The following is a 16,019-nucleotide window of genomic DNA, read 5'->3' as shown; positions in this document are numbered from 1 at the left end:
ACAATTAATAAGAACAAAAAATACCCCTTGATAAAGGGGTATAATTCGTAAAATTGAGCTATCTTCTAGAGTAATTTCCAGTTGAGCTTGTAAGTGCATAAATAAAGGCTAGTATTAAAATAAATCCACTAACAACTCCTGAAAATTTCCCTAAAAACATTTGCACAAGTGTTATTAATCCTATAACGCCTGCAATAGAAATAGAAAATGGGAATATAGATTCTCTCCATTCTCCGTATCTCAAGGATACTGCTCCTTGTTTAAAGGATAAAAAGACAGTTAGTCCTGTATATGCCAATGATAAAATAAATGTAATCAAAGGTGCTACATAAAATGTAGGGTCTATTTGAGTGTTATCTAAGAACTCTCGAGCAGTCTTTACAGAACTTATGGTGAAATGAAAATATAGGAAGATTATATATAAAACCAAGTTGCCACTTACAAGATAAAAAAGATTTTTGTTACTCAATAATAACCATTCCTTCCCTTTTATGATTTAAGAACCTCTGTTTGCATTATAACATTTAGCACCTATAAAATAAAAGAATTTTACTTATATTTCTGCATTTTTTGACACTTGCGATAATAGTTTTGCAGGATAATATACTCACTACATATCTCACCTGTTCTAAACTTTTGGAAACCATGGTATAATGCAGGAAAATGGTTCCGGTGGTGGTTGAATGATCTGGGCAATTATTGTTTTGTTAATAATAGCTGCTTTCTTTATAATTGGGGATTTTGGTGTAGATAAACAAAAGGAAATAGAAAAACAAAATTTAGAGAAAATAATTTCCGCAGGAAATTACCCAAAGGATTATAAATCATATTTAACCCCAGATAAAAATAAAAAGCTGACTTTGGTTGAATCCGAAAATAAGTTTGTTATTCATCATTTCAATGAAATATTGGCAATTGAAGAAAAATCAATCCCATTTAGCAAAATAATCGAAGCTGAGATAGCCATTGATGATCAATCCGTAACAAGAATTTCTAGAGGTAGTCAAATGACTGGAGCCGTTATCGGAGGACTTGCTGCAGGAGGTATTGGGGCTCTCGTTGGAGGGTTATCTTCAGACAGAACTGAGTCCAAATATTTTAGAAAGATTGATCTTAAGTTAAAGCTTGATGATTTCTCTAACCCCATAACTAAAATAGAATTCTTACCAAGGAAAACTGATACTGGCTTACAAAACACTAAAGGATATAAACAAGATGATCAAAAAGTTAAGGAAGCTTTATCGAATGTTGAAATTTGGCAAGGGATTATGGAAATAGCTATACGTAAAGGGAGTAGAGTCACTCAATAGCTGAGTGGCTTTTTTATTTTCCTCCCTCCCCTACTGAAAGGAAGTGATTCTTACTTGAGTCAAAACCTCAAAATCATATTAACCCCGCAAGCTGATACCTCATCAAAAACTGTCGACCAGTTAAATCAGCAAATCAAATCTTTAGAAAAGAAGCTTAACTCCCTCAAACTCAACACAAATATTGATTCTACAACCTTAAAAGCTCTGCAAGAATTCTCTTCTGCTGTAGATGCGTATCAAAAAAATCTAAAATCCTATAATCAAACAGTAAAAGAAACGTCCACAGTAATTAAGAATGCTGATGGATCAGTTGAAAAGCTCACCCAGCAATACAAGAAAAACGGTGAGATTCTTCAACGTGAAACTAAAATAATTAATAATCGCAATGCTGCTCTAAGGCAAGAAACTCAAGAAGTTAACAAACTCGCTCAAGCCACTGAAAAATTAGGTCAAGTACAAAAAAAGACCGAACAAAAGAACTTACAAGGCCAAACCACAAAGGTTGTACAGAAAAACCGTAACGGTTTTGAAGACATTGTTTATACGACTGACCCTAAAACTAATGCAACTTCTTCAAGAACCACAACCAATTACGATCAACAAAGGAAAGCAATTGAACAACTAAACCAAAGCCTAGAAAAGTTAAGAGAAAAAGGATTAGTCTCTTCCCAGGCGCTCTCTCGACTTTCCACTTCAATTAACGGTGCTCAAACTGCTGCTCAAATTGATCAAATTGCAAATCGTATTAAACGACTTGATGATTCCTCTACCGCTAAAGCAAAAACAAAAGAACTTGAGCATCAAGTTCAATTATATCAACGTCAAGCGCAAATAAATGTTCAAAACCTCAATACTCGTTACGGCAGTTCACTTAGTACCGCTAACTCCTCTGCCCTTCAGAATTATCTCAACTCAGTTAACCAACTTACGGCAAGAACTCCTAATTTAAGAACACAAATGCAGAATCTAAATATGCAGTTCAGAGAAGTATCTGCGAATGCATCATCTGCTTCTTCTAATGTTTCAGGCTTTGGAGAACAATTAGCACAATCATTTAGTCGTATGCCCGCATATTTTCTGAGTGGGACGATGTTCTATTCAGGGGTTCAAGCATTAAAGTCAATGGTGGAACAAGTCATTCAAATCGATACTTTAATGACAGACATTAGACGAGTCATGGACTTACCTGATTACAAATTTAATGAACTACTGCAATCCTCAATTGATCTTGGTGATCAGCTATCTAATAAAATTTCGGATATCCTTGAAATCACTGGTTCATTTGGACGAATGGGCTTTAGTGAATCTGAACTTGGAGATGTAACTAAAACCGCTCAGGTCTTACAGAACATTTCTGATTTGAATCCTAACGATACTGTTAACACCTTAACAACTGCAATGCTTAACTTTAATGTAGCAGCCGGTGATTCTATATCAATTGCAGATAAGTTAAATGAAGTCGATAACAACTATGCAGTTAGTACCTTAGACCTTGCAAACAGTATTAGAAAAGCCGGCTCTACAGCCTCTACTTTCGGTGTTGAATTAAACGACTTGATTGGTTACACAACAGCAATTGCCAGTACTACTCGTGAGTCAGGAAATGTTGTAGGTAACTCACTAAAGACCATTTTTGCTCGTATTGGCAATAACCAAAGTTCAATCAAGGCATTAGAAGAGATTGGTATCTCAGTTAAAACAGCTGGCGGTGAAGCTAAGTCTTCGAGCGAATTAATTGAGGAACTCGCTGAGAAATGGGATACGTTAAGTGATGCTCAGAAACAAAATACATCAATAGGCGTTGCGGGTATTTACCAGTTATCTCGTTTTAACGCAATGATGAATAACTTCTCCATTGCCCAAAGTGCTGCGAATACTGCTGCTAATTCAGTCGGCAGTTCATGGAAAGAGCAACAAAAATATGCCGATAGCTTGCAAGCAAGAGTTAATCGTTTATCCAATGCTTTTACAGAAATGTCTGTGGCATCAGGTGAAGCGTTAATATCTGATAGTATCGTAGTGTTCGCTGATGCGTTAAAAAGTTTAATGCAATTAAGTGCCCAAGTAACCAAGTCCGTTGGATTACTTCCGCAAGTATTTGGAGCAGCGACAGCTGCAGTAATATTATTTAACTCTTCACTTCGTGCAAGTGCTATAACTTCAGGTACTGCAATGGGTGCAGCTCTAAAAAATCTTATCCTTAACTTTAATACTTTTACGGTTGGAGTGACAGCAGCTTCAGCCAAAACAGCAATTTGGAGTAAAATCACAACTGCTTTTTCAACTTCACTAACAAGCTTAAAAAAGGCAGCAATGACTACAGGAGCTTTCTTAGCTGGCAGCTTCCTCCCTATGGCAGCAATGATGGCTTTTGGTGTTGTTATTGAGAAGCTAATATCCTCATATTCAAAATTAAAACAAGCCCGCGAAGACTTTGAACAAGCTAAAATCACAAGTATTGAAGCCATTACAACTAATAAAGACACAACTGATCAATTAATTGCTCAATATAAAGATCTTCAAAAAGCAAAAGAATCAGGTACCTTAAGTTCTGAAAAAGAACAGGAGTATCTTCAGGTCACGCAACAATTAGCTCAAACGTTTCCTAATTTAGTTGCTGGTTACGACTCACAAGGGCAAGCAATAATTAAAAATAATGATGCTCTACAAGATGCCATCAAATATACACAAGAACTAGCTGACCTCAATAAGAAAGATATTCAAACGGGTGCTAAAGATACTTTTTCTGATAGTTTGAAAGAAATTAAGGATCTTCAGGCTGAAGTTGATCAATATAAAAAGATGGCTGATACATACTCAAAAGGTAAGGGTTTTTGGTCATTCTTTGAAAATCCTTTTGCAGATGACAGCTCAATTAAAAATCAAGGTGTTAAAGCTGAACAAGAGGCTCTTCGTGTTGAACAATCACTCTCTAGCTCACAGTCAAAAATCCGTGAGCAAGTTTCCAAAACAGTCGAAGCATTTAACTCCGTAAAAATTAACCCTCAGCTTACCAAGGAAGTCAATGATGCATTTAACAAAATTGATTTCAGCAAAATGGATGCATCGCAGTTAGAGTCCTTTTCTATCAATGTGTCTCAATATATGGATAAGATACAAAAGGCTCTACAATCTGGAAATCAGACCGACTTTTCTAAAGCCTCTCAAGGTCTTGAAAACCTCATAAGTCAATATGTAAATGGTTCTGATAAGGCAAATGGTCTTGTACTCTCTTATGGGGATCTTAAGGATGCTATTGACTCAACAAACAATTCAGCCGAATCAGCTAAAGTAACATGGGATGAAAATGGAGAAGGTATAGATGCTTTAGGAGAATCTGTTGGCACCCTATCTGACAAACTTAAAGATGCCAAAGGTGACTTTGAAGAAATTAGTTCCATTATTAGTGACCTTGTTGATTCTAAACAAAATGATTTAGCAATTTCCGCACTGCAAAACGATGCTTATGATGCCATGGCTGATAACATCTCCCCTTTAAATGAATTGCTTGAGAAAATGGCTGAAGGTAAAAGTTTATCAGCTTCGGAAGCTATGAAGTTAATCCAGAAAGAAAACGATCTTGCAGACGCTATTTCAATTGAAAATGGCGTTGTGAAAATAAACAGAGATGCAGTTGTTAAGCTACGTGACGCCAAGCTAAAAGCATACAATGACATGCAGCAGTCTGTTAAGCAGGATCTAATAAATCAAGCTAATGCTTTAAACAAGAAGATTAATATGTATAAATCTGAAGTTAAAGCAATCAAAACTGTTCAAGATGCTTATAATTTGAAATCAGATCTTGAAAAACAAAAACAGAAAATTCTTGAGGAAATGAAAAAAGGTAATGGCGGAGCAATTCAATACCTTCCTAAAACCCAAGAAGATTTAAATCAAGTTACTGACATTACTGATCAACTTGATGAACTTGATAAATTAGCTGATTTAGCCTCCTCTTCTCTATCAGAGACTGGTACATCAATGGAAGATATGTCTTCATCTGCAGAAAAAGCTTCTGAAGAAGTAAAAACTTCCATGTATGTTGTTGATAAATACAAGGAAGCATTAGAAAAAGTTAATGCTGAGATTGACAAGTACAACAAGCAGGTCAATGATTATCCAAAATACTCTCAGAAATATCGAGATGCAATTAAGAAAGAAATTAAAGCACTTCAGCAAAAGAAAAAGCTTATGCAGGAACAAGCTAAGCTGCTTAAAGATCAAATTAAATCCGGTAACATTACTCAATACGGTATTGTAACCTCTACAACTTCTTCTGGCGGAACCCTCTCCTCAACTGGTGGATCATATTCAGGAAAGTATTCAAGCTACATTAATTCAGCAGCTAGTAAATACAATGTTGATCCTGCCCTTATTGCAGCTGTAATTCAGCAAGAATCAGGGTTTAATGCTAAAGCACGATCTGGTGTAGGTGCCATGGGATTAATGCAACTGATGCCAGCAACAGCAAAAAGCCTGGGAGTAAATAACGCATACGATCCTTATCAAAATGTTATGGGTGGAACAAAGTACCTCGCCCAACAGCTTGAAAAGTTTGGCGGTAATGTTGAAAAAGCATTGGCTGCATATAATGCTGGGCCTGGTAACGTAATTAAATATGGTGGTATCCCTCCTTTTAAAGAAACACAGAATTACGTCAAGAAGATCATGTCCAACTACAGCAAATCCCTCTCCTCTGCCACTTCTTCAATCGCCAGCTATTATACAAATAATAGCGCTTTTAGGGTAAGCTCCAAATATGGACAGCAGGAATCCGGTCTCCGCTCCTCCCCACACAAAGGAACTGATTTTGCTGCAAAAGCAGGTACAGCAATTAAATCTCTTCAAAGTGGTAAAGTCCAAATTGCTGGCTACAGTAAAACTGCAGGTAACTGGGTTGTTATTAAACAGGATGATGGAACAGTTGCCAAGTACATGCACATGCTTAACACTCCTTCTGTTAAAACAGGTCAATCAGTTAAAGCCGGTCAAACTATTGGTAAAGTTGGTAGCACAGGGAACTCGACTGGGAACCACCTTCATTTACAGATCGAACAAAATGGAAAAACAATCGATCCTGAAAAGTACATGCAAGGTATTGGAACATCTATTTCAGATGCGTCACAAGCTGAGGCAGAACGGCAACAAGGGATAGCCCAGGCTAAATCTGATCTTCTCTCCCTTCAAGGAGATATAGATTCAGTCAATGATCAGATTCAAGAACTTCAGTATGAACTAGTTCAATCCAAACTCGATGAGTTTGATAAAAGAATTGGGGATTTTGATGTTCGGATAGCTAAAGATGAATCAATGGCTAACCGATACACTTCTGACAGCAAGGAATTCCGCAAATACACCTCTGATCAGAAAAAAGCTGTTGCAGAACAAGCTAAAATCCAACAACAAAAAGTTAATTGGATTCAAAAAGAAATAAAAACAAATAAAGCATTAAACTCCGCTCAACGTGCCCAGCTTCAAGAAGAGCTTAAACAAGCCAAGCTAGATTTAATTTCTGTTCAAGATCAGGTTCGTGAGCTACAGAAGCAACTTGTCCAATCTAAAGTTGATGAGACGCTTAAGTCAATTGAAAAGTCATCTTCTAAAACCCAAGGGAAAATTAAAGATGTTGATAATAAAATTTCAATGACTGAAGAAGATGAGGACAAGGTTAAGTACTATAGCAAGCAGATAAAGCTCATTCAGCAACAACAAAAGGAAGCCAAAAAATATATCAAACAGCTTGAAGAGCAAAAGAAAGCTGCGAAAGGTTTCCCTGACATCCAGGAACAGATCACTGAAGAAATCGAAAACTGGAAAGATAAACAGAAAGATTTTAACCTTGAGCTTTATAACACCAAGAAGTCGATCAAGGATATCTATAAATCATTGGCTGATGAAGTTGTATCCATCTACAAAGAGATGTACGAAAAAATGCGGGATATTGAGTTAGAAGCCCATCAGAAAGCGACACAAGATAAGATTGATGAGATCGACAAAGAAGACGAAGAAGCTAAATATCAAAAGGAATTGAAGGAGAAAAACCAAGCAATACAGGAAACAAAAGATAAGATCAGTAAACTTTCCATGGACGACTCCTCTGAGGCTAAATCGCAAGTCAAAGACCTAGAGAAACAACTTCAAGAACAACAGGAAGCTTTGGATGAGTATATAAAAGATCGTAGCAACACAAAACGGAAAGAAGCCCTTCAAGATCAGCTTGATAAAGATGAAGAATCAATTAACAACAAGTACGATGACCTGGTAAATGATGAACGAGCATTCAAAAAGCTTGAAGATAAGCTTATGGATGGTAAAATCACTGATATCGCTAAACAGCTTAATGAATTCACCAAGTTCATTAACGAGAATATGAAGTCGATTGGGAAAAGTATTTCCAATAACTTGATTGATAAGCTTAAGGACGCTGCCAGTGCATTAAATACCGTTACAACTGGAAATACAACAGGTAAAAAGGTGTCATCATTTGCTTCTGGTGGATATACAGGCACAGGACTTGGAGCAGGAAAGCTTGCATTCTTACATGACAAGGAACTTATTTTAAACAAGACAGATACTGAAAACATGCTGGAAGCTGTGAAACAAGTTCGTCAAACGTCCACTGACAATTCAGTAAAGACTACCTCTAAATGGGGTCAACCTGGTAAAATTTCAGATGTTTTAAGTAAGAGTATTTCTCTTGTTACACCAGCAATGAACGCTGCAGTTGCTAGTCAAACAAGTCTAACTAAAGGCTTAATTCCAACTCTTAAGAACTTCTCGACACCTACTGTAACCCCTTCTACACCTCAAGGAAATACATCAAACAATCAGAACTCATTCACAATTAATGTAACAGAAGCTAGTAATGCTAAAGAAACTGCAAGCTTAGTGTACAAACAATTAGCAAATGGTCTTAAAAATACTGGACTGAATTTCAACATAACATGAGTCGGCTAAAGCCGGCTCTTTTTATATTGGGGGTGAAAAATTGATTAGACAGAGCCAATATTTCCTGTTTGACAACGAAAAGTCCATTGACTACGGAGTGGAAAACGTTAATACAGAGTCTGGGTTAGTTGAGGAATCTTTTTTGGGTTCACGATCAGTTAATGAAACTTATGTAAAAGGAAGATCAGAGCCGTACACTGAAGGTGTCAAAAGAGAAGCAAAACAATTTCCTTTAAACTTTTATGTTGGTGAAAATTATGATGAGAAAAAAATAAGAGCAATTAAGCGCTGGCTAGATGTTGATGATTACAAGCCCTTAGCTTTCAGTGAAAATTTAGACATTGTGTATTATGCAATGCCCGTAGATACCAGTGATCTAGTCCATAATGCGGCTAGACATGGATATGTTCGTTTGACAATGAAATGCAACTCCCCTTATGCATATAGTCGAAACACAAGTACTCATTCCTTTGATATATCATCAGGAATGAAAATCATTGAACTCCATAACAAAGGCGATGTTGCGATTTACCCTACTGTTGAAATTCTTAAAATTGGCGACGGCGATGTAAAAATCGAGAACCTGAGTGATTATACTGATCCCTTTATATTCAGCAATCTAAAAGACAGAGAAATTGTTAAAGTGAATGGCTTCAAAGAAATTATTGAGTCGTCTTTATATGGGAATGAAAGATATGATGATTTTAATGACAATTATATTAGATTGGATTACGGGAAAAATCGATTAAAAGTGACCGGAAAATGCAAACTGAGATTCACTTTCAGATTTAAGTATCGGTAAGAAGGTGGAAAATTGATAACTATTCGCAAGGATACAGAAATAAAAAACATACGTTTATCCCTTGCTAAGCCAGATAAGACTAAAATAGCCAACATTGATGAAGTTCTGAATCCAACTGTAACTTTAAATCATGGAAGCAGCGTTCACGAACTCTCCTTTTCTATTCCGCTTAATGCCACCTATGATGGGGTCATTAAAAGAAATCATGTTGTAGATTTACTAAAACCCTGGTACCTAATTAAAACAGAGTTCTATGGGCTTGCGATTTGGTTTATTATCACTAAAAGAATCAAGTCTTTTAGCAGTGAAATGGATACTGTACAAGTTGAGTGCAGATCTCTTCAACATGAATTGAGCAGAATAAGCGTTCTTAAATATGAGGAGACATCTAAAAACCTCCAGGAAGTAGTTGCAGACTGTTTAAAAAATACTAGTTGGACGGTTGGATATATAGATACTCTCTTTAACATAAAACGAAGACAGTTTGATGTATCATCAACTAACAAGCTTGATTTTTTATATTCAATCTGTGAGAAGTTCGATGCAGTTCCAGTTTTTGATACAGTAAAAGAAACTGTAAGCTTCTATAAAGAATCTGACATTTCCAAATACAAAGGACTTAAACTTAACCCTCGAAAATATATGATTAGCATGGACGATTCGGATGATGCAGACGAATTAATTACAAGGCTATATGCTACTGGAAAAGATGGTATCGGTATTAATTCAGTGAACCCAACTGGACAATCCTACATTGATGACTTTTCTTATTTTCTCTTCCCCTTTCAACGTGACGAACAACGAAATGTAATTTCCCACAGTGCATATATGCCAGATGAACTTTGTCATGCAATTCTTGATTATAATGATCTTGTTAATAGCGAAGGAAATGCGTTTAATAAACTTCTCACCCAAAAGAACGAAGCTGAAACTGGTTTAACCGAATTGAATAATGAGCTTTACACACTTGATCTAGAAGTCCAAAAGTTATTAGATCGAATTGAAGTTGCGAAGAAAGCTGGAGATGACACAAGTCAACTAAAAGCTCAACTTGCCGTAAAGCAGAAAGCAGTTGCAGAAAAGAAAAACCAAATTGCTACGATTGAATCAACAATTTCTCAAATATCTGCTTCAATTTCTAAGCTTAAAGAAAAGCTTTCTTTTGAGAACAATTTTAGTGAAAATCAGCAAAAACTGCTCTCACGTTTCACTTCGACAACTGAGTGGTCAAATGACAGCATCTATGATGAGAATGAACTTTATGATGATGCCAACGAAGAACTCGAAAGTCGTAATACACCGCCAGTGAATGTAACACTCGATATTGTAAACTTTTTTAACTGTATTAGTGAAAAACATAACTGGGATAGGTTCAGTTTAGGAGACATAGTACGAGTTCAACAGAGTGATTTAAATACCGATATTAAAGCCATTCTTTCAGCAATAACAATTGATTTTGAACAATCAAATATTAGTGTCACAGTTACAAATGGAAAAAGAGTTCAATCTGATTTTGAGAAAGTCATTAAGACCGTTTACAGAACAAACAAAATAAGTACTGAATTAAACAAAAGAAAGATTGAATGGGACAAAGTAACTGAAAACTTCAATATTCGAAATGACAGAATTTCTGTACCGCCAGCCCCTCCTGCCATTGCTTCTGATGGCACTGCAATTACCCACAAGGTAAATGATAACGGTTCAGTTGATATTACCATTCAGTGGGACTATGTTAATTCCGATGAGGACAAATACAACATTGATGGATTTGAGGTTTACTTACACGGTAGTGATGACAATGAGGAGTACACATTTGGCTCTGTGCAAGCTAGTGAGAACTTACAAAATGTTAAATATGACAGACGTACAGCCACTTTTACCGGATTACCTTCAAATATGTACTACACTATTGGTGTCCAAGCATATCGAAGAGTAGATGCAGATATAGATATAAATCAGATTCTTCTTTCAGATATAGTTAAATCAAGCCATCCTTCTGAAAACCCCTACCTCCCTTCTCCTTCAATTGAAGTAAAAGGAAGCCTTAGTGGAAAAGTTAACGGTCTCTATACAATCTCCACGGAAGCTAAGCCAGAAGATCCAGAAACAGGGACAATTTGGATTGACCCAAAGACTAATAAACAGGAACTGTTTAACGGAGAGGAATGGATTGTCTCATCTGCAGGATCAGCAGACTCCTTGAATGGTTTTCCTGCTTCTACATCAACTTCCCCAAACTCAATCCCCGTTCGAAATGAATCAGGGATAATTAGTGGTTCAATAGATGGTAATGCAGAGATGTTAGGTGGACGGGCAGCATCTGATTATGTATTAGTTGAAGATATCCTCACTCCCCCAAAGTTTGCAAAGGGTTCTTATATAGGTGACGGTACTCCAAGTAAAGCAATCCCACTCACCTTTACTCCCGATTTGGTAAAAATAACTCCAATTTCAACCGAGGACAGTCAACTTGTTATTGAAAGCACTTTGGGCGGTTATACCTATCAGGTAACTTCAACCGGATTATCCTTAAAAGGCGGAGATACAGGTTACGGCGCTTTAGGCAACTTCATGTTTATTACAGGAGCAGATAGCAATTTTAGGGGCAATAAATTAAACGTTAAATATATCTGGGAAGCTTATCAACAAAATTAACGGAGGTGATTAAACTGGCGGATTTTGCTGAATTATACAATGACCCGATACTAAGTAAAAAGAGAATAGGTTCAGTTGAAGACCCGTACCTAACTTACAATGAAACATTGACAATATTTAATGGAAGAGCACTCCTAACTGAGATTCCGAACAGAGAATTTCGTGTTGAAGTTACTGGGGACAATAAGGAATGGCGAGAGATTGAAGATGGAGAACTTGACGACAACTATTTTAAGGTTGATTACCTTATGGGAGTTGTCTTTTTTAATGCTTCAAACGAAGGAAAATCACTAACATTCAATTACAGTGGCGAAGGTGCTTCCTTCTTCCCCGCCTCTCGAATTTGGATAAAGCGTCAAGGGAATATGGTAATCGAAACTCTTCAAGGACTTATTGATGAAGCAGAAGATGCAATAATTCGAATGAACGAAAGAATTGCTGAATGTGAACGAGTAACAAAACGCTGCGTAGAAATAACTAAGTGGTGTCGGGAACTTACTTCGGAGTATGAATACGTAGTTGAAAATACCAAGAAGATATATAAACCTTCTGTTTACACGTATGCAGACATTATCTCAACTTATCCAAATCCTCTCATTGGTTGGACTGTTGCAGTTAAAGAAACGAAAACTGTTTACAGATGGGATGGCTTTGACTGGATTGACATAGGTACATCTGAAGTCTACGAAGGATTTACAGTATTGCTAAGTACTACTGAACCTTATAGCACAAATTATGTATGGTATCAAGATGAAGAATTAGCGTTAGAAAACAAAAAAATTGTAGTGTCAAACGTTGCTCCAGGATCAGGAGAAGTTTGGTATGAAATTGACTAAAGGGGGCTCAGATGAGTCTCCTTTTTATATGGAGGGTAAATAAATGGGATTTAAACGTTACGACAATAAGCTAGGTCAATACGTTCCTATGTCGATTGAGATACTAAAATCAGATGGAATTTCTTATACTGCGCCACAAATTAAACAAACCATTGATGATATCTATAGCGATATCACTAAAGTGACAAAGACTGTGGAAACAGCTATTGAGGACAATACAAAAGAAATAACTGAAAAATATAACGAACTTTATAATAAACTGAGCAATCAACCGACTGTAAGTGTTATTGACTTCGGTGCTGATCCAACCGGAAAGATAGATTCTGCACCAATGTTTCAAAAAGCTTTAGACTTGGCCAAAAATGGTGACGGTGTTCATGTTTATGTACCAAATGGATGTACATTTAAACTCGGAGCCCCTCTTATCTTATGGGGAAACACATTGATAAAAGCGCATGGGGCAACTTTACTCAATTATTATGGTTCATATATGGGAGTTAATGGCGATGGCACTGTTGAATATACAGGCTATGATGGAAATGGAAACATTATTATTGACGGCGGCGTCTGGGATTGTCGTGGCACACATATTGACAGAGGAACTAATGCTTTCTCTTTTGGTCATGGACGTAATATTTATGTAAAAAATGCAATTATTAAAGATGTTCGTAGCTACCACGGAATTGAGTTTAATGCTTGTGAGCTTTTTGCAGCTATTGATTGTACTTTTTTAGGATTTATTGATCCTGATGGAACTAGATTTTTCTCAGAAGCAATTCAGATTGACCTAGCTCAGCGATCAGGTGTTTTTGGAGCATTTGGAAAATATGATTTCACTGTATGTAAAGATGGCTATATAACCGGATGCTATTTTGGAGCTTCAGGTACACCTGGGACTCAGGCATGGCCACGGGGGGTTGGCTCTCATTCATCAACAATTGGATACTGGCATGAGAACATTACTGTTTCCCGAAACACGTTTGAGGGCACAACTGGGTGGGCTATCAGAGGATACAATTGGAATGTTGCCAATATTACAGGTAATACCCTAAGAAATTGTCAGTTTGGGATCACCGTAAGTGCTATTGACCCATCAAACCCTAGCCATACAATGAATGATAAGTTTGAACAATTATCCAAATCTCAAGAATTTAGAGATATAACTATTCAAAACAATAGGATATACAATACAACTAAAAATGAAGCAATTTATGTCCGTGGCTTTTACAACCATGAAGGCATTGTTCGGAATATAGTAGTAACCGGCAATATTATTAACACAGTAGGAGGTTCCAATGAAGCAGGAATTAGACTAGATGCCGTAAGGGGCGGTGTAGTTTCTGCAAATATGATTTCCTACACATCTGGTGACGGTATACGTCTTAATGATTGCGTCGGTATTAATGTATCAGGTGCAAATCAAATAAGTTTTGTTGGTAAGGACGGAATCGCTGCATTCGGTAGCTGCTCAGACCTCATGATAAGTAGTAACATCATTCGCAGACCCCGCCGTTATGGAGTTGAACAGTCTCATGTTTATTTTTCTATTGTAAGCAATAATTTAATAACTGGAGCTGGACATGGAGAAAATGGATCATATGAATCTATTAGAATAGCAAACGGATCAAAGCGAATCATGGTCACAGGTAATATGTGCCGTTCAATATCAACAATTACTAACCTTGCTAGAGCAGGAATTTATATAACAAGTTCAGTAAGAGAAGTTATGCGATACGGAAATGATTGTCGTGGCAATTGGGCTATCAGTGGAATCGTGGATAATTCATCTGATTCAAAAACAGATGCTAAAGACGTTTATTAAGGGGGTGTATCAATTGATATTAAAAATGGGCAATGAAAAGATGAAAGTTGCTTCTGCCTTCCTATCAGATGACGAACAAACTGTATCGGCATTTGACGAGAACAGTAAAAGGCTTGTACTTCTTGAGGGTGTTAATTTTGAGAATGTTTGGCTAGAAGATGATCAGGGACAACGAATTGAATTCCCCAAGAAACCAGATGCTAATCAAGAAATTAAATCGCTTAAAAAACAGCTACAAACTCTCACTGAATCTCTATTGGAACTTAGAAAGAGTGCGTCACAAAACAGTAATGAAGATATTAGTCAACAAGAGGTAACTGATGCTAAGTCTGAAATGAATATGTAACCAGTATTTCGATAAGGAGGTGGTTATGTTCTAGATAAAATATAGATTTTATTCAAAATACATACTTGAAAGACAGAGATAACAAGAGCATACGTGAGATAAAGAGAGATTGGGTTTAGTCCCCTTCTCTCTTTTTTGTGCTCAAATTTAATTATTAGGAGAGATGTTTTTATGACAATTCAAGCGAGACAAATGCTGGTACCATCAAGTAAATATACAATTAAATGTCCTTATGCAATGACAGCTGAATATATCACATTCCATAATACAGCCAATGATGCATCAGCAAATAATGAAATTAGCTATATGAGAAATAATAACGCAACAGTATCATATCATTTCGCTGTAGATGATAAAGAAGTTGTTCAAGGACTTCCTACAAACCGGAATGCATGGCACTGCGGTGATGGAGACCACGGTACAGGAAACCGCAAATCAATTGGTGTGGAAGTTTGTTACTCTAAATCAGGTGGGGAACGTTACAGAAAAGCAGAAGCTCTTGCAATCAAGTTTATTGCACAACTACTCAAAGAACGTGGCTGGGGAGTTGAGCGAGTTAAGAAACATCAAGAGTGGTCAGGTAAATATTGCCCTCACCGTGTTTTAGATGAAGGTCGTTGGGATGAAGTTAAAACTGCAATTGCTACTGAATTAAAAGCTCTCGGTGGTAAATCAACTACTCCAACTAAACCAACAACCTCCTCCCCTTCCTCTTCATCAGCAGTAAGTGGTTCACTAAAATCAAAAGTTGACGGTCTTCGTTTCTATTCAAAACCATCTTGGGAAGATAAAGATGTTGTCGGCACAGTAAATAAAGGCATTGGATTTCCTACAGTTGTTGAGAAAGTTAAAGTCGGATCTGCGTATCAATATAAAGTTAAGAGCTCTAAAGGTGCTACATATTACATCACTGCTTCTGACAAATATGTTGATGTTACAGGAACAATTAAAACTTCTTCCTCTGCCCCAAAAACAACATCAACTTCTTCAAGCTCCTCATCTATTAAATCCGTGGGAAAAATCAAAATTGTCGGTGTATCAAGCGCAGCAATCGTAATGGACAAACCAGATCGAAATAGTTCTAAAAATATTGGCACAGTTAAGCTTGGAAGCACTATTTCAATTTCTGGTTCAGTTAAAGGTAAAAACAATTCCAAAGGTTACTGGGAAGTTATTTATAACGGTAAACGTGGATACATCTCAGGACAGTTCGGTTCAAAAATCTAATTATATTCAATTATCTCGGAGGGTATTTGTTGATCTAATGTATCAGTGACTATCCTCTAAATTTTAGGAGGTG

The 16,019-nt window shown here is 36.8% G+C and carries 9 protein-coding genes; 8 read left to right on the top strand and 1 reads right to left on the bottom strand.

Going from position 1 to position 16,019, the window contains the following annotated elements; all coding sequences use genetic code 11:
* Nucleotides 1-58: 58 nt before the first annotated feature.
* The gene (locus NYE22_RS10750) at nt 59-469 is read right to left on the bottom strand and encodes a hypothetical protein (protein ID WP_342412556.1); all 411 of its coding nucleotides are present in this window, start codon (nt 467-469) and stop codon (nt 59-61) included.
* 214 nt (nt 470-683) lie between these two features.
* On the opposite strand from NYE22_RS10750, the gene NYE22_RS10745 reads away from it, so the two are divergent.
* The 8 genes from NYE22_RS10745 to NYE22_RS10710 all read left to right on the top strand — a co-directional run bounded on the left by NYE22_RS10745 (nt 684) and on the right by NYE22_RS10710 (nt 15,946).
* Nucleotides 684-1,310, top strand: coding sequence for a hypothetical protein (locus tag NYE22_RS10745; RefSeq protein ID WP_041337015.1), 627 nt, complete (start codon nt 684-686; stop codon nt 1,308-1,310).
* 54 nt (nt 1,311-1,364) lie between these two features.
* Complete coding sequence (locus tag NYE22_RS10740; protein ID WP_342412552.1) at nt 1,365-8,258, top strand: phage tail tape measure protein; 6,894 nt, start codon at nt 1,365-1,367, stop codon at nt 8,256-8,258.
* A gap of 40 nt (nt 8,259-8,298) precedes the next feature.
* Complete coding sequence (locus NYE22_RS10735) at nt 8,299-9,060, top strand: distal tail protein Dit (RefSeq protein WP_114523679.1); 762 nt, start codon at nt 8,299-8,301, stop codon at nt 9,058-9,060.
* Nucleotides 9,061-9,072: 12 nt separating this feature from the next.
* On the top strand, nt 9,073-11,715 hold the full coding sequence (locus NYE22_RS10730; protein WP_342412548.1) for a phage tail protein: 2,643 nt from the start codon (nt 9,073-9,075) through the stop codon (nt 11,713-11,715).
* 14 nt (nt 11,716-11,729) lie between these two features.
* The gene (locus NYE22_RS10725; RefSeq protein WP_316275184.1) at nt 11,730-12,551 is read left to right on the top strand and encodes a hypothetical protein; all 822 of its coding nucleotides are present in this window, start codon (nt 11,730-11,732) and stop codon (nt 12,549-12,551) included.
* A gap of 43 nt (nt 12,552-12,594) precedes the next feature.
* The gene (locus tag NYE22_RS10720; RefSeq protein WP_134982292.1) at nt 12,595-14,373 is read left to right on the top strand and encodes a right-handed parallel beta-helix repeat-containing protein; all 1,779 of its coding nucleotides are present in this window, start codon (nt 12,595-12,597) and stop codon (nt 14,371-14,373) included.
* Nucleotides 14,374-14,386: 13 nt separating this feature from the next.
* Nucleotides 14,387-14,719, top strand: coding sequence for a hypothetical protein (locus NYE22_RS10715; RefSeq protein WP_071581347.1), 333 nt, complete (start codon nt 14,387-14,389; stop codon nt 14,717-14,719).
* Between the two features lie 171 nt (nt 14,720-14,890).
* A complete protein-coding gene (locus NYE22_RS10710) occupies nt 14,891-15,946 on the top strand; it encodes an N-acetylmuramoyl-L-alanine amidase family protein (RefSeq protein WP_342412542.1) in 1,056 nt (351 codons plus the stop codon).
* Nucleotides 15,947-16,019: the final 73 nt, after the last annotated feature.

Origin of the sequence: Bacillus sp. FSL K6-1560 (assembly GCF_038592935.1) — a bacterium.
Classification (GTDB): domain Bacteria; phylum Bacillota; class Bacilli; order Bacillales; family Bacillaceae; genus Bacillus; species Bacillus subtilis.
Note: the sequence above shows the minus strand (reverse complement) of the source record. Positions and strands in the feature narration are given on the sequence as shown.

Bases quoted from the DNA above. Each gene is read 5' to 3' on its own strand.
- NYE22_RS10710 (WP_342412542.1), top strand. From the start codon at position 14,891: ATGACAATTCAAGCGAGACAAATGCTGGTACCATCAAGTAAATATACA.
- NYE22_RS10745 (WP_041337015.1), top strand. From the start codon at position 684: ATGATCTGGGCAATTATTGTTTTGTTAATAATAGCTGCTTTCTTTATA.
- NYE22_RS10720 (WP_134982292.1), top strand. From the start codon at position 12,595: ATGGGATTTAAACGTTACGACAATAAGCTAGGTCAATACGTTCCTATG.